Raw genomic sequence first — 23,150 nt, 5'->3', positions numbered from 1 at the left:
TCTGAACAGAGCCGGACGGTAAACCGCCCGGCTCTGTGCACTTTCTCATCTATCCCGTTGATTTCCTCGTCGAAGTGGTGCGCTTAAGCGCGTCGCGATCTTTCCGATTCGCTCACTGCGCTTTAGGCTCTTGTTTTTTGCCCGTGTCGTTATCGCAAATCCGCCGCACACTTTTGCGCGAAACGCTTTCGATATCGTCCGATCCATTTCCGGAGATAGCCATGCCGCATTTGAACGAACTCTCGCAGCACATCTTCGGCAAACCGATGGCCGAGCTCGGCGAAATCGAGCGCCGCATCCTGACCCGCGCCAAGGAACGACGCACCGTTGCAACCGACACCAATGCCGCGTTCAGCGCCGAGCTGTCCGTCGGCGACCGGCTCGCCGACGCCATTGCCAGGATTGGCGGCTCCTGGGGGTTCATTCTCAGCTTTTGCGGCTTTCTCGTCGTCTGGGTGATCATCAACACCGTCTTGCTGGTGACCGGGGCCTTCGATCCCTACCCCTTCATCTTCCTCAACCTGCTGCTTTCGATGCTGGCGGCGCTGCAGGCGCCGGTCATCATGATGTCCCAGAACCGGCAGGCCGAACGCGATCGCTTCGCTGCGGCAAAGGACTATGAGGTCAATCTGAAGTCGGAAGTCGAGTTGATCGCCCTGCACCACAAGGTGGACGATGTGCTACTGCGCGAGATCGCCGAGCTGAGGACCGACATCGCCAATCTTAACCGCCAGCTTTCCCAGTATCGGCACATACCCGACAATGAATAGACACCGGACAAGCCACTAAAGCGCGCAAGAATCTGCAAGATTCCTAATTCAATCACAAATTTGTATTTTGCAACAATAGGCTATTTCTGACTATTGAAACAACCTATTAGCGTATCGAAAAATTAACACTTGGGGAGCACCGTCAAGGCGCAGGGACAGAGAAAAAGCAGTCACGGTTCGGTCGGAGTTGCTGATATGTCCAAAATAACGCGCCTGTTCGGCAGCCGCGATGGCGCTGCCGCAATTGAATTTGCAATCATCGCCCCTCTATTCTTTCTATGTGTGTTGACGTTGATCGCCTACGGCATCTACCTCAGCGCGGCCCACTCCATTCAGCAGATAGCCGCCGACGCAGCGCGCACCGCCATTGCCGGACTTTCCGAAGGCGAGCGAGAACGCCTTGCCACGGACTACATCCAGCGCACGACCATGGACCAAGCCTTCATCAAGCCGTCCCGTATGACGGTCACCGTCAAGGACGATGCTGGTAACGCCAACCAGTTTACCGTGAGGATCAAGTACGACGCCGGCGATCTCCCGATCTTCAACATGTTCACTTTCGCCATGCCGAGCGAAAATATCGAGCGCTTCGCTACGATCCGTTTGGGAGGTATCTGATATGGGTTTGAAAGCGCCGGGAATAGCACACCTCGCCCGATCAAGAGGTGGCAACGTCGGCATATCCGCCGCTCTCGTCATGCCGCTCGTGATCGCCTCCATGGGACTTGGCATCGACTACGGTTACCTCACGGTCCAGAAGCAGGAAATGCAGTCGACCGTCGATCTTGCTGCCATCGCCGCCGCATCGAACGTCTCCTCCGCCGAGCAGGCTGTTCTCAAGTACTTCTCCAACAACCATGTCAATTTCGCTGTTGCGACGCCCTCCGGCCTGTTGACCGTCGATGGCAAGGTTCTGCCGCCCGGCGACGTCGGGACGGAAAAGGTCGACGGCGTGGCAACGGTCACGCGTGGACGGTATGTCCCCGATCCGGGCGTCGCAGCCGGCCAGCGCTTCGTCAGGGATGCCGCCCCTTCGGATGCGGTCCAGGTACTCCTGGAAAAGAAGGGGCAGATCTTCCTTGCCTCCCTCTTCACCGCACCGCCGGACTTGAGCGTGGTCGGGACAGCGGCGAGTTCGAAGGTTGCCGCCTTTTCCGTCGGCTCTCGCCTCGCCAGCCTGAATGACGGCCTGCTCAATGCCATTCTCGGCCAGATGCTTGGCACCAACATTTCGCTGAAGGTCATGGACTACACCGCCCTGATCGACGCCGACATCGATATCCAGCCTTTCCTGAAGATCGTCGCGACCAAGCTCAGCCTGACCTCCGCCTCCTATGAAGACGTGCTCGACGCCAATTTGACCCTGCCGCAGCTCCTGTCTTCGATGCGGCTGTTCCAGGGGCTCTCCGGTACGGTGACCTCTGCCCTCAAGAGCATCGAGCTGGCAACGGCCAACAACAAGAAAACCTTCACCTTGGCGCAGATCCTCAATCTGGACCCGAAAAAGGACATGAGGATCGATGCCGGCTCCGACTGGACGATGAAGGTGAGTGCGCTGCAGATCGTCTCGGCCGCCGCCGCCATCGCCAACGGCGAGCATCAGATCGCGCTTAACGCGGTTGCCGGGCTTCCGGGCATAGCTTCGGCCACGGTGAAACTCGCAATTGGCGAACCGCCGGTCGAAACGCCGAGCCATCGCCTGGGAACCCCAGGAGCAGCGGTCCGCACGGCGCAGACCCGGCTTGCCGTCGAGGTGGGCATAGACGGGCTTGCGGCCCTTGCCGGTATGCGCATTCGGTTGCCGATCTATGTCGAGCTTGCCCACGCAGAAGCCAAACTTGCCGACATCCGTTGCTACGGCGGCAAGCCGGAGAACGCGGCAGTCGTCGTCGACGCGGTGCCGGGCGTCGCTGAGATCGCCGTCGGTGACGTCAATCCGAAGGTGCTTTCGAGTTTCTCCTTCGACGCTCGGGTCGAGCGCGCCCGCATCGTCGATGCGCTGGCGGTCAAGATCGACGCCATCGCTCACGTCGAGGCGCAGAACCTTCAAGCGTCCCGCCTCACCTTCAGCCCCGCCGAAGTGGCCGCACGCTCGATCAAGAGCGTTTCGACCAAGGACATCCTGTCGTCGACGACGAAGACCCTGCTCAACAATCTGGACCTGAACATTCAGGTGTTGTTCCTGACGCTCGGCAGCCCGACTATCCTGCAACAGGCGCTTGCCCAGACCTTGGCCGCGGTCACGAAACCGGTGGACGATCTGCTCTACAATCTGCTGCTCCTAGTGGGGGTACGCGTGGGAGAAGCCGATGTCCGCGTCACCGGCGTCAAATGTCAGCCACCGGTACTGGTGCAGTAACAGCCTCGCGACAGCACAAAGGGACTGGCAACGGAAAATCGATTGCCGATGCTTTCGAACAAAATGACGGGTTCGCACGTTATGGGCAAGGTAGAGCTGCTACATGCAGATGGGTTGAGTAGTATCGAAGCACACGTGGCGAGGGATCGGAACCCGAGGCGTATGCGAGAGATCGTCGGGAGACGTGCGCGACAGATGCAGTTGGTTGCAAAACAGGGGGATGCTGCACCGGAGAAACCGCTCGCCTTCACGGCGGACGGATTGCTACGCAACCCGCTCCTGCGCGAGACGCTGCAGATCAGCGCTCGCGATCTGATGGCGGTCTATGATATTTTTCCACGTGTGGCTCGTCTCGTCGCCTCCCACCAGAAATGGACGCTGACCCAGGCCGCTTACGCGCTTCATCTTGAGCGCGACCCGTCTCACCCCGATTCGGGAGTGACTGCCGCGCGGTTGTTGAAGTTCATGCGCGAGACCGGCGGCGCAAGCAGGAACACGGCAGCCGCATTCCTGTCCGAGCTGCTCGCCTACAAGCTGCTGCGCGATGTCAGAGGTGAGCGGACGAACAAGAAGGTTCGCCCACTTGAGCCGACGGAAGTCAGCGAGAGCGCCATGATGCGTTGGTTCATGAGCCAAATGGGCACGCTCGACCGCCTCGATGGCGGCAGACGTCTGGAACATGTCGAGGCCGACACCTCTGTCCTTGGACGCACGCAGCCGATCGCGGCGCGAATGCTCCTGTCCGACAAGAATTGGAGCGAGCCCCCCGAAGGCGTTGCCATCTTCGTTTGGACCGAATGCGGGGGCTTGCTGCTCGATGACCTCATGGCGCGTCCGAAAAGCCTGACGCCCGTGGACGGAAAGGTCTGGCTGGAACTCAATCTCGCCGAGCTTGCCAACCACTACACCATCTCCAACACGCACGTGCGCAGACTGTTCACCAAAGCGCAGGACACAGGTTTCATCGGCCGATCGAACGACGGCTCCCGTGGACGCTTTTGGATGAGCGCCGGACTGGTCGACGAGTATTGTCGCTGGCAGGCTATAAAGCTCGCGGCCCTGGCCAATGCCTATGAGCGAGCCACGGACGGTGCAGTCCGGTTGGCGAAATAGGTCATTTCCTTCACTAAGTGCGGCCCGGCGTCGCCGGAGATTCGCGCGCACGGATCGCGTCATCGCCTGGCGGCCGGAAGTGGCTTGAACGGTCCTACGACCGGCCCGCTTCAAACTTCGGCAGATCGTCGTTAATGTCGTAGAAATCGCCCTTGTCGGCACAGAATATGTGATAGCCGGGTAGGAGATCCGTCGGCTTCTCAAAGGCGCCGGCCATGATCGAGACGTATTCGGCGCTATCGGATTTCCAGAACAGAGCCGAGCCGCAGTTGCGGCAAAAACCACGCTGCGCGCCATCGCTCGAACGATACCAGGTCACGTCCTCCGCCCCCTCAAGTTCCATGTCGCGATCCAGCACATTGGTCGCGGCGTAATAGAGGCCCGTCTGCTTGCGGCATTGCGTGCAATGGCAAAAGATCAACTCGCGCAGTTCGCCCCGCGTCTTGAACCGCACTGCCGCGCAAAGGCAGCTGCCGCTGTGAATATCCGACATGGTCCCCGACCTCCTGAAACGAGAAATGCCGGGCCAGCTTCGCGAGCCGGCCCGGCATTGTCAATTTCATAGCGACCGCTCGAGGTTCAGAAAATCTGAACCGTGCGGCAATGCCTCAGTATCAGCCGTTGACGACCAGCTTCTTCTCGTCGCGGCCGCCCTTCATGCGCTCGGCGAGCAGGAACGCCAATTCCAGCGCCTGGTCCGCATTGAGGCGAGGATCGCAATGGGTGTGGTAGCGATCGGCGAGATCGTCACCCGAAAGCGCACGGGCGCCGCCGGTGCATTCGGTAACGTCGTTGCCGGTCATCTCGATATGAATGCCGCCCGGGTGCGAGCCTTCCGCACGGTGGATCTGGAAGAAGCTTTCGACTTCCGACAGGATCCGCTCGAACGGGCGGGTCTTATAGTTGTTGAGCGTGATCGTGTTGCCGTGCATCGGATCGCAGGACCAGACGACCTTCTTGCCTTCGCGTTCAACCGCGCGGATGAGGCGCGGCAGGTGCTCGGCAACCTTGTCATGGCCGAAGCGGCAAATCAGCGTCAGGCGGCCGGCTTCGTTGGCCGGGTTGAGCAGATCGATCAGTTCCAGAAGGCCGTCAGCCGTCAGCGACGGGCCACACTTGAGGCCAAGCGGGTTCTTGATGCCACGGCAATATTCGATATGGGCGTGGTCCGGCTGGCGGGTACGGTCGCCGATCCAGATCATGTGGCCCGAAGTCGCATACCAGTCGCCGGAGGTGGAATCGACACGCGTCAGCGCCTGCTCGTAGCCGAGCAGCAGCGCCTCGTGGCTGGTGAAGAAATCGGTTTCGCGCAGGCTCGGATGATTTTCAGAGGTGATGCCGATCGCCTTCATGAAATCCATCGTCTCGGAAATCCGGTCGGCGAGCTTGCGGTAGCGCTCTGCCTGCGGGCTATCCTTGACGAAGCCGAGCATCCACTGATGAACGTTGTCGAGGTTGGCATAGCCACCCATCGCAAAAGCGCGCAACAGGTTGAGCGTCGCGGCGGACTGGCGGTAGGCCATGATCTGCCGTTCCGGATCCGGAACGCGTTCCGCTTCGGTGAACTCGATGCCGTTGATGATGTCGCCACGGTAGCTCGGCAGCTCGACGTCGCCCTGCTTCTCGATGTTGGAGGAGCGCGGCTTGGCGAACTGGCCAGCGATGCGACCGACCTTGACCACCGGCTGCTGAGCGCCGAACGTCAGAACGACGGCCATCTGCAGGAACGCGCGGAAGAAGTCGCGGATCGTGTCGGCCCCATGCTCGGCAAAGCTCTCGGCGCAATCGCCGCCCTGCAGCAGGAAGCCGCGGCCTTCGGCAACATTGGCAAGAGCAGTCTTCAGACGCCGCGCCTCGCCGGCAAACACCAGCGGCGGATACTTCGCGAGTTTCGCTTCCGTTGCCGCAAGAGCCGCAAGGTCCGGATAATCCGGAACCTGCTGGATGGGTTTCTGCCGCCAGCTATTCGGAGTCCAAGTCTGTGCCATTTCGATCACCTGTTGTCTGCCGCGGACGTCGGTCCGCGCGGGTCGCGCCCTGACGGTTTCGACACCGCCCGGTATTCGGAAATTTCACTGCGTCCGCGCGCCCCGCTTCAGCGCGTGGCCAAGCCTTCGCGCCCGCTCGAAGCCGGTGACTTCGCGGATGCGGGCTTATAGACGTTAAGCGATGGCTTGGAAAGGCATCCTACCAGAATTCATGGTTTCCGGCGTCAGCAAAGCAACCGCCCTGCTCAGCCGACCCGCTCGCCCTTACGCACGCGATAGGACGGCGCATACATCGTCACAAGCTCTTCCGATGCTGTCGGATGCACCGCCATCGTCCGATCGAAGTCGTCCTTGGTGCAACCGGCCTTCAGCGAAATGCCGAGCAATTGCGCCATTTCGCCGGCATCGTGCCCGAGGATGTGGGCGCCCAGCACTTTGCGGTCGGCAGCGTTGACGATCAGCTTCATGATCATCTTTTCCTTCCGGCCGGAAAGCGTCGCCTTCATCGGCCGGAACTCGGCACGATAGACTTCCAGTTCTTCGAACTGACGCGCAGCCTGCTCCTCGCTGAGGCCGACGGTGCCGATCTCCGGCTGGGAGAAGACGGCCGTGGCGATCAGGTCGTGGTCGGGCGATACCGGGTTGTTCTTGTATTCGGTCTCGATGAAGCACATTGCCTCGTGGATCGCGACCGGTGTCAGCTGGACGCGATCGGTCACGTCGCCGAGGGCATAGATGCCGGGCGCGCTCGTGCGCGAAAAGGCGTCGACGACGATCGCGCCGCGCTCATCCGTGTTCACCCCGGCGCTTTCGAGCCCGAGGCCCTTGGTGTTCGGCACGCGGCCAAGCGCCAGCATCACCTGATCGACGGCGATTTGGCCGTGTTTCATCGTCTGCGCCACGCGCTTGCCGTCGGCGTCAGTCGTGACCGACTGGATGATGTCTTCGCAAAGGATCCGGATGCCCTTCTCTTCCATCGCCGTGTGCAGGCCGCGGCGGAGATCCTGATCGAAACGCGAGAGGATTTCCTTGCCGCGATAGATCAGTGTCGTTTCGACGCCGAGACCATGAAAGATATTGGCGAACTCGACAGCGATATAGCCACCGCCTGCAATCAGGATCGACTTCGGCAGTTCCGCCAGATCGAAAGCCTCATTGGAGGAAATGCAGAGTTCATGGCCCGGCAGCGCGTCATGCGGCGTCGGGTGGCCGCCGACAGCAATGACGATACGTTCGGCGGTCACGGTCTTGCCAGTGTCGAGCAGGCGAACCGTATTCGGGCCGACAAGCTCAGCCCGTGTACGCAGGATCTCCGCGCCGGCATTGGCGAGCCCCTTCTGGTAGAGGCCTTCGAGCCGCGTGATCTCCTGCTCCTTGGCAGCGACGAGCTTTTGCCAATCAAAGCGACTTTCGCCGACGGTCCAGCCGAAACCCGCCGCATCCTCGAAATGTTCCGAATATTGCGACGCGTAGACATAGAGCTTCTTCGGAACGCACCCACGGATGACACAGGTGCCGCCATAACGGAACTCTTCGGCGATCGCGACCTTCTTGCCGAGACTTGCCGCCAGCCGGCCGCTTCTGACGCCACCCGAACCGCCACCGATTACGAAGAGGTCATAGTCGAAAGCGGGCATGGGCGAACTCCTGAAGGTCGTGCAAGCTGCAATTAGGACAATTAGGGGACCGCGGACCAGGCATTTTCGCCGGCGGCACGCCCCGCTCGGGGGGCAGTCCCCCGTCGCAGGCACATATAGTGTTGCACTGCAGAAAAAGAAAAGCCCGGATTGCTCCGGGCTCCCCAAAACGTGATGTTTAGCCCAGCTGACCCGAGCTCTCTCCGACCGACCGCGGATTATTGGGCGGGCGGTGTCTCAACGGTGCCTTCAATACGTGGCGGAGCCGAAGTGCCGACCTTGGCGTCGAGCGACTTCGTGGCTTCGGTGTTGAGGTCGCGCGACACGCCGGCTGCCCAGATGTCTGCCGCCTTCAACAATTCGCGCGAAGCAATCGGGCCGTCGTTCAGAAGCTTCTTGCCGGCCGTCGACTTGTAGAACTCGGTAATGGCGTTCAGCTCTTCAAGCGTAAAGGTCTTGGCGTAGATCGTCGCGGCTTCGTTTTCGAGATCGGCGCGACGCGCTGCCAGGGTCAAAGCCTTTTCGTCGACGGTCGCGGTGATCAGCTCCTGGAAGTTCGGCGAAGCCTGGATCAGAGTATTCTTCAGACGCTCGGCGAGGTTCGGCAGAATGTTGTCGAAGTTGTTGGTCACGCCGAGTGCAGCGATGGTCGCACGCGCGGCCTTGATCTGGGCGTCGGACACGTCCTGAGCCTGAACCGGAATGGATGCAGAAAGGAGAACCGCGGTGGCTGCGAAAGTGCGGACAAGACCTGCGAGTTTGTTCATTTTTATCCATGCTCCTGTGTTTGTCGCATGCTGCCGGGGCGATTGCCGCCGCCAGGCCCGCATGTGTGGTAACCTGTTTTCTTCACCGGCCCCTGCTCCCCAGGGAGCGACGGGAACCGGCTCAAGATGCGGTCAGAATGCGTGCCTCTTCCGGTCCGGCAATAATTGCCAGCGACGCGATGCCTATGAAAAGTCCATGCTCGACCACGCCCGGAATGGCATTCAGCTCTCCCGCGAGCGCATCTGCATCAGGAATACGGCCAAAAGATGCATCAAGAATGAGGTGTCCACCGTCCGTCTTGAAGGGGCCGTCGCCTGAGTTGCGCACGGAGATGTCACCGGAAAGACCGAGACGCGAGGCCACCTTTTCGATGGCGATGCGCGTTGCCACCTGGCCGAAGGGATTGACCTCGATCGGCAGCTTGAATGCGCCGAGAACATCGACGACTTTCGATTCATCGGCGATGACAATCATGCGCTTGGAAGCGGCCGCGACGATCTTCTCGCGCAGCAATGCGCCGCCGCCGCCCTTAATCAGTCGCAACTGACCATCGACTTCGTCGGCACCATCGATCGTCAGGTCCAGTTCCGGAAGTTCGTCCAGCGACTTCAACTGCACGCCAAGCTCCAGGCACAGCCGCGCAGTACGCTCGGAGGTCGGAACGCCTTCGATGCGGAAGCCCGCAGCGACCTTCTCGGCCAGGAGCCGAACGAACTCCTCGGCAGTCGATCCCGTCCCAATGCCGAGACGCATGCCGTCTTCGACATGTTCGAGCGCCGCTGCCGCGGCTTTGATTTTCATTTGGCGGGCGTCCATACGCCAGTCGCTCCCTTTTTACCCACCGGATGTGGATGCGGTTACCCACCTTCTCCATCCGTTTTCCGCTGAGACACTTACACGCCCAAAGCTGCAAACAAAAGCCAAAATCAGGGGCCCGGCCCGGATTCCTGGTCCCTTCCCACACACACTTGCCATTGCATTCTCTTGCAACTTCGCCTACCCGAACGACAACTCTTTCCGGCTACGCGAGGTTCACCTCTTGTCTTCCCCCATTGTCGTCTTTGATCTCGACGGAACCCTTGTCGATACGGCGCCGGATCTGGTGGCGAGCCTCAACCATGCGGTGACCCAGGCCGGCGTCGAGCCGGTCACCTACCGCGACCTCACCCATCTCGTTGGCCACGGTGCCCGCGCGATGATCGAGCGGACTTTTGCGCTTCGCAACAAGCCGCTCGATGAAGAAGCGTTGGCCTGGCAGATGAAGGAGTTCGTCGACTTCTATCATGGCTCGATGCCGGGTGATTCCCTGCCTTACCCGGGCATGCTCAACGCACTCGACCGGCTGTCGGCGGCGGGCTTCAAGCTCGCAGTCTGCACCAACAAGCCGGAGATGCTGGCAAACCGGCTGCTCGAGCGCCTAGGCCTCATCGATCGCTTCGCGGCGGTTTCCGGTGGCGACACGTTCGAAATCCGCAAGCCGAATGCCGACCACCTGCTGCGCACGATCGCCAATGCCGGCGGCAGTGCCGCGCACTCGGTGATGATCGGTGACAGCCTCAACGATATTCTGGTCGCCCGAAACGCCGCGATCCCGTCGATCGCCGTGCCGTTCGGCTATTCCGACGTGCCGATCGAAAGCCTGGAGCCGACAGTGATCATCCGCCACTTCGACGAGTTGACGCCGGCGCTGGTGACAGGGCTTTTCAACGGCAAGTAAGCGCGCGGGCGCTGCGCCTGAGGTTTTGATCCGCATCTGATCGAGGATAGAGCCCACTAAGATCAATCGTCATTGGCAGCGCGCACGTAGCAGGTTCCTGCGTCGCGCCGCTTCTCGCATCGCAAAAACACGCTGCGTTCCTCTCGCGTCACCACCACCTAAACGAAAAACCCCATGGAGAAGCTCCACGGGGTCTGAAATTCTGTCGTCGAACACGGTGCCAGTGCGAGTGGCGCCATCGCCTAATTGGGACTTACCCCTCGGCCCGGCGAGCGTCGCGGGTGGCGTCGAGGGCGCGGTTCACGTACATGTCGCGCTCATACACGTCGTCGAAATACTCGATGACACCGTCCTTGTTCGGCCAGGCGGTAAAATAGGCGACGTAAACAGGAACCTTCTGCGGCACCTGCAACGCCTTGTTGCTGCCGCCGCCGATTTCCTTGCCGACATCCTCGACGCTGGTGCCAAGCACGGCCGCTGCCATCCGGCGCGGATCGGCGAGCCGCACGCAACCGTGGCTGAGTGCGCGCTGGTCACGCTTGAAGAAGCTCTTCGACGGCGTGTCGTGCATGTAGATGGCATGCGCATTCGGGAACAGGATCTTCAGTTCGCCAAGCGCGTTGTCGCTGCTCGGCGGCTGGCGCACGGCAACCGAGGCGGTCGATCCGGTCCAGTTGACGGAAGACGACGGCACTGAGCGCCCGCCTATCTCAACCTGATAGCCCATCCGATCGAGATAACCAGGGTCGTTGCGCAGCTTCGGCAGCATCTCGTTGATGATGATCGACTGCGGCACGCCCCAGTATGGATTGACCTCGACGGTCTGAATCTCATCCTGGAAGAAATAGGTCTGGTTCGCCTTTGAACCGACGACGACGCGCATCGAAAACTGCTCGGCGCCATTGTCGCTATAGGACGCGGTAAAGGCCGGCTGGTTGATGAAGACGTAGCGGTTGCCGAGCCCATCGGGAAGCCAGCGCGCCTGTTCCATCGCGACTTCGAGCTTGTTGATCTTGCTTGCCACGGTGTCGCCACCGGTCAGGAGTCGCAGCGACGCCTGACCGACGACGCCATCGGCCTTCAGGCCATTCTCCTTCTGGAACGCTTCGACGAGCAGAACCAGCTCAGGCGTGTACTCAGGGGTTCCTTGATAGGCCGCGAGCACTGCGGCGTGATCCGACTTCAGCGTCTCGGAACCCTTGATGCGGATCCCGGCGACGATGTTGGCAAGTTCCGGATTGCTTTGGCCCGGCTTCAGGAGCGTGCCCGGCGCGATCTCGACACGCTGTTCCACGCTCTTCTCTGCACGAAGGCGCTCGAGTTCAACCGACAATGCAGCGAATTGTTCGCTCTTCGGGTTCTGATCGTTGAGCAGCGTGGCAACATCGGAGCTTGCCGACATCCTATCGAGGAAGGCTGAGAGATCGACGGTCTTGCGCTTGAAATCGTGATAGCCGGAGATCTTGTTGGGATCGATGCGGCCACGCACCGTGTCCTCGACATAGGAAAGCGTTGCCGCCGACAGCGCGATTTCGAACTGAACAAGTTCCTTTTCGCGCGCGATCATATCGCCGCGGTCGAATTCATCAGCAGGCACCTGAACGGCATAATCCTGCGGATCGAGACCGACCTTTGCTGCATCGGCAAGAACGGCAATCGCCCCCTTTGCGCGCGCGTTGACACCGGTGCCGTCGATCCAGACGAAATCAGAACGCGAGCCGTAATGGGTCTCGATGGCTTTTGCCACATTCGAGGTCGTGCGAACCTCAACGTCAGGCATGAATTGACGGGCATCGGTGAGCGCCGCACGCAGCATTGGCGGCAGCGCTTCGTTGCGCACAGAACCGGTGACGACCGGATCGAGCAGCCTACCGGTATCGACCCGGCGCAGAGGTTCCGCCTTGTAGGTATAATAGCGAGGGCCGGTCACCTTCGGCAGCGGCGTGGAGACCGTCCTCTGCTGCGGCTGCCCCATGGAACCGACACCGGGCAGCGGCTGGCCGGACTGCATCTCCTGCTTCGGCGTCTTCTGTCTGCCGCCGCGGATAAGGTCCATCAACGTGATGGCCGCAGCCGGCCGCACATCGAAGGTTGCAATCGAACAGCTGCTCATGAGCGCTACGATCGCTGCCGTCTTGAAAATTCTCATGTGAAACTACGTCCCCGTATCGCGTTGTCGCCGAACTCGGCTTTAGCCAGATTCTCGCCACGCCCTCGTGCTCTAAAACTTATAGAAAAGGATGGTGAATGAAAAGGAAACGCGCCTCCCCGAACGTGCATGAAAACACCTCTGCGTGGTAAAAAAACCGCTTGATTTCCAGGACGTTCGAGGGGGCGTAAAAATTTGATTTGCATCGACATTAGTGTCGTTGCCACCCGGCCCGCACGGCAAGGCGAGCAATGCGAGCCTTAAAGGAAGGCAACGAATGTGACTGAAACGCCACAAGGAATCCGGGTTCGCCGCGCGCACGCGAATCAGCCGCTGCACGACTGCAAAGGCCGCTCTTTGTCGCACGCCCGCCTTTCAAACGATTGTAGCATTGCCAGCTCCGGGGCCACCTCTTTACAAGCCTTGCCAGCCGGGGCAGAGAGAGGCCCGGCACCTTGGGGAAGGGACAGCCGGTTGCGACCGCGTCCCCTCGCCCAGACTTCATGAACCGCATGACGAAGGCAGGGATCACGATGACATCGACGCGCACGGAAACAGATACGTTCGGCCCCATCCAAGTGGCAAACGACCGCTATTGGGGCGCCCAGGCCGAGCGTTCCCTCGGCAACTTCAAGATCGGCTGGGAAAAACAGCCGGTCGCAATCGTCAGCGCGCTCGGCATCGTCAAGCAGGCCGCGGCCCGCACCAACATGGCGCTCGGTCGCCTGGATGCAACCATTGCCGATGCCATCGTCAAGGCCTCGCAGGAAGTCATCGACGGCAAGCTCAATGACCACTTCCCGTTGGTTGTCTGGCAAACAGGCTCCGGCACCCAGTCGAACATGAACGCCAACGAGGTCATCTCGAACCGCGCAATCGAAATGCTCGGCGGCGTCATGGGCTCGAAGACGCCGGTGCATCCGAACGACCACGTCAACATGAGCCAATCGTCCAACGATACCTATCCGACGGCGATGCACATCGCCTGCGCGGAGCGGGTGATCCATGATCTGCTGCCGGCGCTAAAGCACCTGCACGAGGCGCTCGAAGCCAAGGTCAAGGCGTTCGATCACATCATCAAGATCGGCCGCACCCACACCCAGGACGCAACCCCGCTGACGCTCGGCCAGGAATTCTCCGGTTATGCCGCCCAGGTCGCGTCCTCGATCAAGCGCATCGAGTTGACCCTGCCCGGCCTTTGCGAGCTCGCGCAGGGCGGTACCGCCGTGGGTACCGGCCTCAATGCACCCATCGGCTTTGCCGAGAAGGTCGCGGAAGAAATCGCCAAGATCACCGGCATTGCCTTCACCACGGCACCGAACAAGTTCGAAGCGCTTGCCGCCCACGATTCGATGGTCTTCAGCCACGGCGCTATCAACGCCGCAGCAGCTGCCCTCTTCAAGATTGCCAACGACATTCGCTTCCTCGGCTCCGGCCCGCGCTCGGGCCTCGGCGAGCTCTCGCTGCCGGAAAACGAACCGGGTTCGTCGATCATGCCGGGCAAGGTCAACCCGACCCAGTGCGAAGCGCTCACACAGGTCTGCGTCCAGGTGTTCGGCAACAACGCCGCACTGACCTTTGCCGGCAGCCAGGGCCATTTCGAGCTCAACGTCTTCAACCCGCTGATGGCCTATAACTTCCTGCAGTCGGTACAGTTGCTCGCCGATGCCGCGATCTCCTTCACCGACAACTGCGTCGTCGGCATCGAGGCCCGCGAAGACAACATCAAGGCAGCGCTCGACCGCTCGCTGATGCTGGTGACGGCGCTGGCGCCGAAGATCGGCTACGACAACGCGGCCAAGATCGCTAAGACCGCCCACAAGAACGGCACGACACTGCGCGAAGAAGCCGTCGGCGGCGGTTACGTCACCAACGAAGAGTTCGACGCCATCGTGCGTCCGGAAACGATGATCAGCCCGGCCTGATCCGTATACCCCTGCCGCGGCGCCTTAATCCGCGTCGCGGCTCGGCCCTCGCCCGGATCGACGGGACATTGCATTGTCTGCGTTAAGTCGAATTGTCTTCATTCGCAGAAGCAATCATTAAGACTTCGCAAATCATTTGCCCCTAAAAATCAGTACCTGTAAGCAATGAGTAATATTGGGGGTTTGCGAATGCAAACGGCCACCTCTGGAAAAACGCAAGCTCCGGATATCGCAGCACAAGTAACTCATGCGATGCGCATGATGGGCGTGTCGCCGATACCGCGCAATTACGAGCTTTATTACGAAGCCTACCTCGGTTCGAATCCGCAATTGTCCAAGGAACTCGCAGCTCTCGGCAGCCGCGCGACCCAGGAGGAACTCGACGCGATCGGCGCACAATATTTCAGCCATATCCATCGCTCGACCGGTATCGAGCGCGCCCACACCAGCCTTGCGGCCAAGCTGACCGAACTGGTCAACCTGTTGAAGGACGAGCAATATGCGCTCGAGACTTACAACAAGGTTCTCGACGAAGCCTATGTCAACATAACGAGCAAGAGCGCGTCCAGCGCCGACATCCTGCGCCACGCCATCGGTATCCTCACCGAGGCGACCGCCGACACGATGAGCCAGGGCAAGGAGCGCGTGCAGACCGTGGTGCAGAAGTCCTTCGAGATGGAGGTCATCCGCCAGGAACTCGACGAATACAAGCGGATCGCCAATACGGATTCGCTGACGCGGCTCGCCAACCGCCGTGCCTTCGACGACAATCTCGCCGCCGTCTACAACAACGATCATGAGAAGAACTTCACCGGCCTGCTGGTTGCCGATATCGACCACTTCAAGAAGGTGAACGACACGTTCGGCCATCCGGTCGGCGACAAGATCCTGGCGACGGTCGGCAGCGTCATCCGCGCCAATGTCCGCCGCGACGCCTTTGTCGCCCGCACCGGCGGAGAGGAGTTCGCGGTCATACTCAAAGACAGCAGCCAGGAAGAATGCCTGCAGGTCGCCGATCGCATTCGCACCGTACTGGCCGGCACGCCCTTTAGAAATTCCAAGACCGGCGTCAATTATGGCCCGATCACCCTGTCGGTCGGCGTCTGCATGGCGACCGCCGCGGAGGATGCCGTCGATCTCTACAACAAGGCGGATATCGCGCTCTATTCCGCCAAGAATGCCGGCCGCAACAAGACGATGCTGTTCGAAGACGGCATGCGCAAGGAATCCGGCCGCAACTGGCTGATCTACCGACGTTAGCAACGTCCGAGATACCCTTCATGAAAATGGCGTCCATCGGGCGCCATTTTCATGTCAGCACTCTCGTTCCCTTGGAAACAGCCAGGCCTGATTGCAATCGCTAGAACAGTTGCAACAGGGACCAACGGCTACGGAAAGCACGATCGGTTCCCACAATCCGAGGGGGAGAACCGACATGAAGCGCATTTTTGCAGCCGTCACCGCGATCGTCTTGATGACAGGATCAGCCGCAATCGCCGGCGAAAAGGCACAGGGTCAGATCACCGTCGCCTCCCTCGACAGCAACGCCGCCAAGACCGGTTGGCTTCAGGTCCTGTCGCAAGGCGGCGCCAGCTATAAGGCCAAGCGCGGCGACATCAGCCAGTCACCGATCGCGCGAGAACTCGTCGCCTTCCCTGAGACCGCCGCTCCCGGCACCATCATCATCGACAATTCCGAGCGTCGCCTCTACCACGTCGTCGGCCGCGGCATCGCAGTCAAATACGCCGTCAGCGTTGGGCGGAAGGGGTTTCTGTGGACCGGAACCAACACCGTGAGCCGCAAGGCCGAATGGCCCACCTGGGTGCCGCCCGAGGACATGCGCGTTCGTGAAGCCAAGAAGGGCAAGGTGCTGCCCGCCAGCATGGAGGGCGGCATCGACAATCCGCTCGGTGCCCGCGCCATGTATCTCGGCTCGACGATCTACCGCATTCACGGGACCAACCAGCCGCTGTCGATCGGCAAGGCGATGTCATCAGGCTGCATCCGCATGGCCAACGAGGATGTCGAGCACCTTTATGCCAATGTCCAGCTCGGCACGACTGTGGTCGTTCGCGACTGACCGACCAGTCAAGGCAAGGCGTCCACACTCAGCCTATCGACAGGCGGAGGCACCCGCCTGTCTTGCAATGGCGATCAGTTCCGGCCGGTACTCGAAATGCATGGTGTCGAAATGATACCAGCGGCCGCCCCAGATGAAACCATGCTTCTCGAAGACCTCGACGATCTCCAGCGGATAGCGGTTGCGGTAGGGCGCCGCGCCGCTCTTGCCTCCGCCCGCCCAGCGCCAGTAGTCGGCAAAGCCGGTGTTGAGATCGATCGCCGCGCCAAAACTGTGCACCGAGAGCGTGTGCGCGCCGGCAATGTTGCGCCAGTTGAAGGTCCCGGCACTGGGCACGAGATACCGCTTCAGCTTTGGTCGTGAGGCAAGCTCGCGCCCGACCGCCTGCAACGCCTTGGCCACACCGTGCCTGCTGGTGACGCTCAGGCGCTCGCCGAACCAGTCAACCACGACAAGATCGCGCCTGACGCCCGCAGCACTGCCCCCATAAAGACGTTTCATCAAGGCTTCGCTGCGGATGCGGCCCGGATCGAAATCCACACCCGGCGGCTTGGCACAGGGACCAAGCGGATAGATCTGCGAAAGACTGTCCTCGATATCGCCGGATGCGAGCTTTTCGGCGTGGCTCTTCTGCCTGCCATCATCGATCGGCAGCGCCGGGCCGCCATCGCGCAGGGTCAGCGTGTCTTGGCCGACCTCGGCGACCGCCTCCGGATAGGCCCTGGCGAGCAGTTCGAGCTTTTCGCTGAGCGTCGGCTCGGCCGCCAAGCCTCTGCTGACACAGGCCGAGACAAGCAGAACGGCGGCACCAAGACACGCGCTTATAGATCCACGTCGCATCACGTTTCCATCTCTGGCTTGCGTCGGCTCCGCGGTCGTTCGCAAACCCGCTCGGCCGTTCAGCCTACCACATGGTCTGGGCTGCGCGCTCCGGCCATTCGCGGTCATAGGTATCCCGATCGAAATCGGCCTTGGCGGCCTTCAGCAACGCACCGGGCGTCGGAAGCGTCGCGGGATCGATGAAGCGCTCAGGATTCCAGATCTGCGATCGCATCAAGGCGCGGGCGCACTGGAAATAGACCTCGCCGATGGTGACGACGAGGACGCTGCGCGGGTTCCTGCCATCGATCTCGAAGGAGTCAGTCAGCGCCGGATCGATGCTGACGACGGCGGTGCCGTTGATGCGCATGGTGGTGTTGGATCCAGGCACCAGGAACATCAGCGCCACGCGCGGGTCGCGCACGATGTTGGCGAGCGAATCGACGCGGTTGTTGCCGCGCCAGTCGGGCATCAGAACCGTCTTGTCGTCGGCGACCCGGACAACGCATTCGTCGTCGCCGCGCGGAGAACAGTCGAGCCCTTCGGGACCTACGGTCGCAAGTGCGGCAAAGGGAGATGCCTCGATCATCTGCCGGTACTCTGCGGTCAGCACTTTGGTGACCTTTGCCACCGATGCCTCGCTGACGCCGCCGTAAAGCGCGTTCAATTCCTCGACCGAGGTGATGATCGACATGCCGTCCTCCCGCAAATGCATGATGCCCAAACCGTTATCCGGCTTCATGCAGCCAACTCAATATCAGCAGCGGCGCTCGCCTCGCGAAAGACGGTAACACCGCGGTCGAAGTGATCCTTTCGACGGATAGCATGACGGGCATATGACGGCATCAGCGAAATCTTCCGAAGCCGTATCGGACGCGAGAACGCGGATGCGCGACCAGCCTTCGGTCAGGCAGCAGCCTTTCGATCCTCGGCATGGACGAAAGCATTGATCCTGTCGATCACCGGGCTTGCCGATACGATGCGGCGATGGCCGTAGCCATTCGCCCAGTGAAGCTCGACATTGGGTCCGGCCGCCGCATAGCGGCGCGCATGGTCGGCCGAAACCTCCTTGTCATCTTCCGCATGGATGATCAATGTCGGAACGGCCCGCACCTCAAGGATCCTGGCCGCATCGAAATCCTCCAGCCGGCGGCCGGACAGGCGTTCGACGACGCCTTCGAAGGCGCCCTGGGTTTTGGGTGAAAGGCGAAGAACTTTTCCGAAGCCCTTGAAAAGCCAGGTCATCTCGCTCGGTGCACCGATCAGGACAAGCTTTTTTGCGACATGACTAGGCACGTCGCAAACGAGACCACCGGCCGCACAGGCAAGGCTGGCGCCTCCGAAGGAATGGCCGACGCTGACGTCAAAGCCCCCGAAATGCCGCCAGGCGGCATCGATCGCCCTGACGGCGGCCGGCATCGTCAGCGTCCGCCCCGGCGAGGCGCCATGCCCGGGCCAGTCAAGTGTTACCACCTCGGCTCCGCTGGCAACCAGCCCTTCGATCATGGTGGCGAGATAATCGCTGCGCGATCCCCAGCCGTGAACCAGCAGCACGCGCTTGGCGTTGGCGGCATTGCGCGGGCTCGCGAAATGCCGTGCTAGGACCCACCCGCCGGCATAGGAAAGCGTCACCGGCTCGCCCTTGGCGATCACCGGGACGGCAGCGGCAAGGGCCGCGCGTTCCTTGGCGCTCTTCGGCTTGCGGCCGGGCGTAACACTGAACAGTTTGAAGGCGAGCCGGCCGGCGGCCTCGGGAGAAATGACCGACACGCCGGCAAGCGCATGGCGGATGACCTTGATCGCAAAGGATGCCATAGTGAGAATCTCTTGATATGTTCAATGCTGAACATTATTGTACAACGATGAACAAAAAGCAAGTGATGAACGAACAGCATCATTTCCCCTGGGACCACCCGCGTTTTCGTAGCTGGATTGCAGTCGCGCGCGCCTGTCAGTTGATGCAGCAGACGATGACGCGCTCGCTCGCGCATCTCGACATCAAGCCGCCTCATCTCGACATCCTGATCAACCTCTATCGCTTTGACGGGATCTCGCAGCAGGAGCTTGCCCGCAAGCTGCTGGTGGGGCGGTCCAACATGAGCATGCTGCTGCCGCAGCTGGAAAAACGCGGGCTGATCGAGCGCCGCGGCGACGACAAGGACAAGCGCGTGCTTCGGCTGTCGCTGACACCCACCGGGCGCACGCTGACGGAAGAGGCCATGGAGGTTCAGACCGGCCTCATCGAAAAGTCGATGGAGGGCGCACCGCTCGAGGACTGCATGGTCGTGGCACAATCCATGGAGCGGCTCATCGCCGTTCTGCTCAGGGACGAGAACGAACTCGCCTGACTGCCGGACCGGGCACGAGCCAGTCTTTAGCTGGCTGAGCCTTCCTGTGCCTCGCGGGCTTCCGCTTCCGCCCGCTCGCGCGCGGTTCGCGAGGCGATAATGTCGGACGGCTGCGCGTTGCCTCGGATCAGCTGTCGCCCGGCATAGATGCCGCCGATGGTTTCGAGCGCAAAGCGCTCCTTGTCGAGGTCGCGGAACTCTTCGATCACATCCGCAGCTGTTTCAGCATCCTCGCCCAGAACATTCAGCACTTCAGTGCCAAAAGCGAGCGCCGATTCGAACGTCTCGCGGATCTCGAAGTCCACCCCGGCGTGCAGGAGGTCGATGGCATGACCGCGGTCGAACGCGCGCGCCAGCACGGGCACCAGCGGAAACTCCTCCTTGGCGGTGTGGGCGATCTTGATCGCCGCCGCCTTGTCGTCGACGCAGATGAGGATTGCCCTTGCGGTGGCTGCGCCTGCCGCGTGCAGGATATCGCTGCGGGATCCATCGCCGTAAAAGACCCGGAAGCCGAAGTTCGAAGCGTCGCGCACGAAGTCCGCATCCTTGTCGATCAGCGAGAGCTTGTAACCGCGCGCCAGCAACGGCTGGCTGACGATCTGGCCGAAACGGCCGAAGCCGATCATCAGCACCGTGCCTTCGACATTCTCAGGCACTTCCAGATCGTCAGTCTTCGGCGGCTCGGGTTTGGCGAGACGGCCATGGATGAAGATCGCGATCGGGGTCAGCATCATCGACAGGATGATCGTCGCCGTTAGCGTCGCATTGGCTTCGGCATCGATGATGCCGGCCGAGACGGCGGCGGCATAGAGCACGAAGGCGAATTCGCCGCCCTGCGCCATCAGCACCGCCCGCTCCAGACTTTCGCTGTGGCAGGCACGCAGCAGCCGCGCGACCGCATAGATCAGCACGCCCTTCAGCGCCATATAGGCGAGCACGGAAATCACAACGACCTGCCAGTTGGCGGCGATCACCGACAGGTCGATCGCCATGCCGGCACCAAGGAAGAACAGGCCGAGCAGGATGCCGCGAAACGGCTCGATATCGGCTTCGAGCTGGTGGCGGAATGCAGACTCAGAAAGCAGCACGCCGGCAAGGAAGGCACCCATCGCCATCGACAGGCCGCTCTGCTGCATCGCCAGCGCCGAACCGAGGACCACAAGCAGCGCCGCTGCGGTCATCACCTCGCGTGCGCCCGCGGCTGCCAACAGCCGGAACAGCGGGTTCAACAGGTAACGACCGGCGATCACCAGCGCCACAAGCGCTGCAAAAGCAATGCCGATCGCCATCCAGCGCTCCGACGGCTCGCTCGCAGCCCCGCTGCTGCCAAGCAGGGTCACGAGCACCAGCAGCGGCACGATTGCCAGATCCTCGAACAGGAGGATCGCGATCATGCGCTGGCCCTTCAGCGTCGAAATCTCGTTTCGCTCCTGCAGCATCTGCATGACGATCGCCGTCGAGGTCAGCACGAAGCCGGTGCCGGCGATGAAGGAGGGAATGGGCGCAAAGCCGAGCTCTAACCCGACACCGGTCAGGCCGGCAATGCAGGCGAGCACCTGTGCCGCGCCAAGGCCAAAGATATCCTTGCGCATGCTCCAGAGCTTCGACGGCTGCATTTCCAGCCCGATGATGAACAGGAACATCACGACGCCGAGTTCGGCCACATGGAGGATCGCCTGCGGCTCGGTGAAGAAGCGCAGGCCGAACGGGCCGATCACCAATCCAGCAATGAGATAGCCGAGCACCGACCCGAGCCCGATGCGCTTGAACAGCGGCACGGCAACGACACCGGCGGTCAACAGCACGACCACCTGCATCAGGTCATTCGCATCAGATGCTTCGGCCAATAGACCCTCTCCTTTTCAGATGGTTCAGCGTGGCTTTTCGGTCTTGTCGCGCGACATGCCCTTGTCGGCGAGTTCCTGCTCGTAAGCCGCAAAAAGCTCCTCGCCCTTCTCGCCCAGCTCGCGGAGATAGGTCCAGGTAAAGATGCCGGTATCGTGAAAATCGTCGAAGCCGATCCGCACGGCGTAGTTTCCGGTCGGCTGCACCGAGATGATCTGGACGTTGCGCTTGCCCGGCACGGTCACCCGCTGACCCGGTCCATGCCCCTGCACCTCGGCAGACGGCGAAAGCACCCGCATCATCTCCGCCGAAAGGTCGAAGGTTGCGCCGTCATTGAAGGCGACGACGAGGCGGTGGCGATCTTTCGATACACGCAGTTCCGTCGGCCAGATTTCGCTCATGATGTCTGCTCCTGTTTTCAAGCTCACGCTTAACTGAAGAATCGCCCGTGGAGAATTACCCGGCTTTTCCAATCAACACTTTGCGACAGGATGCGCCTTGACGCGACCACGTTTGCTGGCGACATTGAAGGGGCTGGGAGAAAGACATTTGAACACAGCAGCGATAGTGAAAGCCGGCGCAAGGCCGCTTGAGGACAGAACCGCCCCGATGATCGATCCGTTCGGCCGGGCGATCACCTATCTGCGCGTGTCCGTTACCGATCGTTGCGATTTCCGCTGCACCTATTGCATGGCGGAACACATGACCTTCCTGCCGAAGAAGGATCTTCTGACGCTGGAAGAACTTCACCGGCTCTGTTCCGCCTTTATCGCCAAGGGTGTGCGCAAGCTGCGGTTGACCGGCGGCGAACCGCTGGTACGCAAGAACATCATGTTTCTGGTGCGCGAACTCGGCCGCGAGATCGAGGCCGGGCGCCTTGATGAGCTGACGCTGACGACCAACGGTTCGCAACTTGCGAAACACGCCGCGGAACTGGCCGATTGCGGCGTGCGCCGCATCAACGTCTCGCTCGACACGCTCGATCCCGCGAAATTCCACCAGATCACCCGCTGGGGCGATCTCGGCAAGGTCATCGAAGGCATCGACGCGGCCCAAGCCGCCGGCATCAAGGTCAAGATCAATGCCGTTGCGCTGAAAGGCTTCAACGACGCCGAGATCCCCGACCTGATGCGCTGGGCGCACGGTCGCGACATGGACCTGACATTGATCGAAACCATGCCGATGGGCGAGATCGAGGAAGATCGCACCGATCACTACATGCCGCTGTCGGAAATGCGCCGGCAGCTTGAGCAGCAGTTCACGCTGTCCGACATCGCCTACAAGACCGGCGGACCGGCCCGTTATGTCGAGGTCGCCGAAACCGGCGGCCGGCTCGGCCTCATCACGCCGATGACCCATAATTTCTGCGAAAGCTGCAATCGCGTCCGGCTGACCTGCACCGGCACGCTTTACATGTGCCTCGGCCAGAATGACGCCGCCGACCTGCGCACAGCACTGCGGGCCTCGGACGACGACGTGTATCTCGGCCAGGTGATCGACGAGGCAATCGGCCGCAAGCCGAAGGGCCACGACTTCATCATCGATCGTGAGCACAACCGCCCGGCCGTTGCCCGCCACATGAGCGTCACCGGCGGCTGATCCGCCCTCTTCTCCCCGCCAGCGGGGAGAAGA

Annotated in this window: 21 protein-coding genes; 10 read left to right on the top strand and 11 right to left on the bottom strand. The window is 61.2% G+C overall.

Annotation, left to right across the window (positions count from 1 at the left end):
* Window positions 1-221: 221 nt before the first annotated feature.
* The 4 genes from IB264_RS10480 (at window position 222) to IB264_RS10465 (ending at window position 4,242) form a co-directional block, all read left to right on the top strand.
* Entirely contained in the window at window positions 222-770 is a 549-nt protein-coding gene (locus IB264_RS10480; RefSeq protein ID WP_025427232.1) for a DUF1003 domain-containing protein, read from the top strand.
* A gap of 195 nt (window positions 771-965) precedes the next feature.
* On the top strand, window positions 966-1,388 hold the full coding sequence (locus IB264_RS10475; protein WP_025427233.1) for a TadE/TadG family type IV pilus assembly protein: 423 nt from the start codon (window positions 966-968) through the stop codon (window positions 1,386-1,388).
* Window position 1,389: 1 nt separating this feature from the next.
* Window positions 1,390-3,129 (top strand): TadG family pilus assembly protein, encoded by a 1,740-nt coding sequence (locus IB264_RS10470; RefSeq protein ID WP_025427234.1) that lies wholly within the window; start codon window positions 1,390-1,392, stop codon window positions 3,127-3,129.
* A gap of 162 nt (window positions 3,130-3,291) precedes the next feature.
* On the top strand, window positions 3,292-4,242 hold the full coding sequence (locus IB264_RS10465; RefSeq protein ID WP_038576148.1) for a hypothetical protein: 951 nt from the start codon (window positions 3,292-3,294) through the stop codon (window positions 4,240-4,242).
* Between the two features lie 94 nt (window positions 4,243-4,336).
* On the opposite strand, the gene IB264_RS10460 is transcribed toward IB264_RS10465, so the two are convergent.
* The 5 genes from IB264_RS10460 to rpiA all read right to left on the bottom strand — a co-directional run bounded on the left by IB264_RS10460 (window position 4,337) and on the right by rpiA (window position 9,451).
* Entirely contained in the window at window positions 4,337-4,735 is a 399-nt protein-coding gene (locus IB264_RS10460) for a GFA family protein (protein WP_025427236.1), read from the bottom strand.
* A gap of 121 nt (window positions 4,736-4,856) precedes the next feature.
* Window positions 4,857-6,230: a class II 3-deoxy-7-phosphoheptulonate synthase gene (locus tag IB264_RS10455; protein ID WP_025427237.1), complete on the bottom strand. Its 1,374-nt coding sequence runs from the start codon at window positions 6,228-6,230 to the stop codon at window positions 4,857-4,859.
* A 245-nt stretch (window positions 6,231-6,475) separates the two neighbouring features.
* On the bottom strand, window positions 6,476-7,867 hold the full coding sequence (gor, locus tag IB264_RS10450; protein WP_025427238.1) for a glutathione-disulfide reductase: 1,392 nt from the start codon (window positions 7,865-7,867) through the stop codon (window positions 6,476-6,478).
* Between the two features lie 218 nt (window positions 7,868-8,085).
* On the bottom strand, window positions 8,086-8,634 hold the full coding sequence (locus IB264_RS10445; protein ID WP_025427239.1) for a DUF2059 domain-containing protein: 549 nt from the start codon (window positions 8,632-8,634) through the stop codon (window positions 8,086-8,088).
* 121 nt (window positions 8,635-8,755) lie between these two features.
* Complete coding sequence (gene rpiA / locus IB264_RS10440) at window positions 8,756-9,451, bottom strand: ribose-5-phosphate isomerase RpiA (RefSeq protein WP_025427240.1); 696 nt, start codon at window positions 9,449-9,451, stop codon at window positions 8,756-8,758.
* Between the two features lie 223 nt (window positions 9,452-9,674).
* Here rpiA and IB264_RS10435 point away from each other — a divergent pair, with 223 nt between their 5' ends.
* Complete coding sequence (locus IB264_RS10435; protein ID WP_025427241.1) at window positions 9,675-10,352, top strand: HAD family hydrolase; 678 nt, start codon at window positions 9,675-9,677, stop codon at window positions 10,350-10,352.
* Window positions 10,353-10,605: 253 nt separating this feature from the next.
* Here IB264_RS10435 and IB264_RS10430 read toward each other — a convergent pair whose 3' ends face one another.
* Window positions 10,606-12,501 carry a murein L,D-transpeptidase gene (locus IB264_RS10430; protein ID WP_025427242.1) on the bottom strand — a complete coding sequence of 632 codons (1,896 nt, stop codon included), beginning with the start codon at window positions 12,499-12,501 and terminating at the stop codon, window positions 10,606-10,608.
* 533 nt (window positions 12,502-13,034) lie between these two features.
* Between IB264_RS10430 and fumC the strand changes: the two genes are divergently transcribed.
* The 3 genes from fumC to IB264_RS10415 all read left to right on the top strand — a co-directional run bounded on the left by fumC (window position 13,035) and on the right by IB264_RS10415 (window position 16,506).
* Complete coding sequence (gene fumC / locus IB264_RS10425; protein WP_025427243.1) at window positions 13,035-14,426, top strand: class II fumarate hydratase; 1,392 nt, start codon at window positions 13,035-13,037, stop codon at window positions 14,424-14,426.
* 189 nt (window positions 14,427-14,615) lie between these two features.
* Window positions 14,616-15,686 carry a GGDEF domain-containing protein gene (locus IB264_RS10420; RefSeq protein ID WP_025427244.1) on the top strand — a complete coding sequence of 357 codons (1,071 nt, stop codon included), beginning with the start codon at window positions 14,616-14,618 and terminating at the stop codon, window positions 15,684-15,686.
* A gap of 175 nt (window positions 15,687-15,861) precedes the next feature.
* Window positions 15,862-16,506: a L,D-transpeptidase gene (locus IB264_RS10415; protein ID WP_025427245.1), complete on the top strand. Its 645-nt coding sequence runs from the start codon at window positions 15,862-15,864 to the stop codon at window positions 16,504-16,506.
* Between the two features lie 33 nt (window positions 16,507-16,539).
* Here the strand turns inward: IB264_RS10415 and IB264_RS10410 are convergent, their stop codons facing one another.
* From IB264_RS10410 to IB264_RS10400, 3 genes are all read right to left on the bottom strand, one after another.
* Window positions 16,540-17,346: a M15 family metallopeptidase gene (locus IB264_RS10410; RefSeq protein WP_038576151.1), complete on the bottom strand. Its 807-nt coding sequence runs from the start codon at window positions 17,344-17,346 to the stop codon at window positions 16,540-16,542.
* A gap of 64 nt (window positions 17,347-17,410) precedes the next feature.
* Window positions 17,411-18,019: a pyridoxamine 5'-phosphate oxidase family protein gene (locus IB264_RS10405; RefSeq protein WP_025427247.1), complete on the bottom strand. Its 609-nt coding sequence runs from the start codon at window positions 18,017-18,019 to the stop codon at window positions 17,411-17,413.
* Between the two features lie 212 nt (window positions 18,020-18,231).
* Complete coding sequence (locus tag IB264_RS10400) at window positions 18,232-19,140, bottom strand: alpha/beta fold hydrolase (RefSeq protein ID WP_025427248.1); 909 nt, start codon at window positions 19,138-19,140, stop codon at window positions 18,232-18,234.
* Window positions 19,141-19,187: 47 nt separating this feature from the next.
* Between IB264_RS10400 and IB264_RS10395 the strand changes: the two genes are divergently transcribed.
* Window positions 19,188-19,673, top strand: coding sequence for a MarR family winged helix-turn-helix transcriptional regulator (locus tag IB264_RS10395; protein ID WP_025427249.1), 486 nt, complete (start codon window positions 19,188-19,190; stop codon window positions 19,671-19,673).
* Window positions 19,674-19,699: 26 nt separating this feature from the next.
* Here IB264_RS10395 and IB264_RS10390 read toward each other — a convergent pair whose 3' ends face one another.
* Window positions 19,700-21,490, bottom strand: coding sequence for a monovalent cation:proton antiporter-2 (CPA2) family protein (locus tag IB264_RS10390; protein WP_375154961.1), 1,791 nt, complete (start codon window positions 21,488-21,490; stop codon window positions 19,700-19,702).
* Between the two features lie 54 nt (window positions 21,491-21,544).
* The gene (locus tag IB264_RS10385) at window positions 21,545-21,919 is read right to left on the bottom strand and encodes a gamma-butyrobetaine hydroxylase-like domain-containing protein (RefSeq protein WP_025427251.1); all 375 of its coding nucleotides are present in this window, start codon (window positions 21,917-21,919) and stop codon (window positions 21,545-21,547) included.
* A 148-nt stretch (window positions 21,920-22,067) separates the two neighbouring features.
* Here IB264_RS10385 and moaA point away from each other — a divergent pair, with 148 nt between their 5' ends.
* Entirely contained in the window at window positions 22,068-23,117 is a 1,050-nt protein-coding gene (gene moaA, locus IB264_RS10380; protein ID WP_025427252.1) for a GTP 3',8-cyclase MoaA, read from the top strand.
* Window positions 23,118-23,150 lie beyond the last annotated feature (33 nt).

It is taken from the genome of Ensifer sp. ENS11, assembly GCF_014851895.1.
Taxonomy (GTDB): Bacteria; Pseudomonadota; Alphaproteobacteria; order Rhizobiales; family Rhizobiaceae; genus Ensifer; species Ensifer canadensis.
This window is presented reverse-complemented; position numbering and strand designations above follow the sequence as displayed.

Coding starts and splice junctions, on each gene's coding strand:
- IB264_RS10480 (WP_025427232.1), top strand. CDS start 222: ATGCCGCATTTGAACGAACTCTCGCAGCACATCTTCGGCAAACCGATG.
- IB264_RS10475 (WP_025427233.1), top strand. CDS start 966: ATGTCCAAAATAACGCGCCTGTTCGGCAGCCGCGATGGCGCTGCCGCA.
- IB264_RS10470 (WP_025427234.1), top strand. CDS start 1,390: ATGGGTTTGAAAGCGCCGGGAATAGCACACCTCGCCCGATCAAGAGGT.
- IB264_RS10465 (WP_038576148.1), top strand. CDS start 3,292: ATGCGAGAGATCGTCGGGAGACGTGCGCGACAGATGCAGTTGGTTGCA.
- IB264_RS10460 (WP_025427236.1), bottom strand. CDS start 4,735: ATGTCGGATATTCACAGCGGCAGCTGCCTTTGCGCGGCAGTGCGGTTC.
- IB264_RS10455 (WP_025427237.1), bottom strand. CDS start 6,230: ATGGCACAGACTTGGACTCCGAATAGCTGGCGGCAGAAACCCATCCAG.
- gor (WP_025427238.1), bottom strand. CDS start 7,867: ATGCCCGCTTTCGACTATGACCTCTTCGTAATCGGTGGCGGTTCGGGT.
- IB264_RS10445 (WP_025427239.1), bottom strand. CDS start 8,634: ATGAACAAACTCGCAGGTCTTGTCCGCACTTTCGCAGCCACCGCGGTT.
- rpiA (WP_025427240.1), bottom strand. CDS start 9,451: ATGGACGCCCGCCAAATGAAAATCAAAGCCGCGGCAGCGGCGCTCGAA.
- IB264_RS10430 (WP_025427242.1), bottom strand. CDS start 12,501: ATGAGAATTTTCAAGACGGCAGCGATCGTAGCGCTCATGAGCAGCTGT.
- fumC (WP_025427243.1), top strand. CDS start 13,035: ATGACATCGACGCGCACGGAAACAGATACGTTCGGCCCCATCCAAGTG.
- IB264_RS10420 (WP_025427244.1), top strand. CDS start 14,616: ATGCAAACGGCCACCTCTGGAAAAACGCAAGCTCCGGATATCGCAGCA.
- IB264_RS10415 (WP_025427245.1), top strand. CDS start 15,862: ATGAAGCGCATTTTTGCAGCCGTCACCGCGATCGTCTTGATGACAGGA.
- IB264_RS10410 (WP_038576151.1), bottom strand. CDS start 17,346: ATGCGACGTGGATCTATAAGCGCGTGTCTTGGTGCCGCCGTTCTGCTT.
- IB264_RS10405 (WP_025427247.1), bottom strand. CDS start 18,019: ATGTCGATCATCACCTCGGTCGAGGAATTGAACGCGCTTTACGGCGGC.
- IB264_RS10400 (WP_025427248.1), bottom strand. CDS start 19,140: ATGGCATCCTTTGCGATCAAGGTCATCCGCCATGCGCTTGCCGGCGTG.
- IB264_RS10395 (WP_025427249.1), top strand. CDS start 19,188: ATGAACAAAAAGCAAGTGATGAACGAACAGCATCATTTCCCCTGGGAC.
- IB264_RS10390 (WP_375154961.1), bottom strand. CDS start 21,490: ATGCAGGTGGTCGTGCTGTTGACCGCCGGTGTCGTTGCCGTGCCGCTG.
- IB264_RS10385 (WP_025427251.1), bottom strand. CDS start 21,919: ATGAGCGAAATCTGGCCGACGGAACTGCGTGTATCGAAAGATCGCCAC.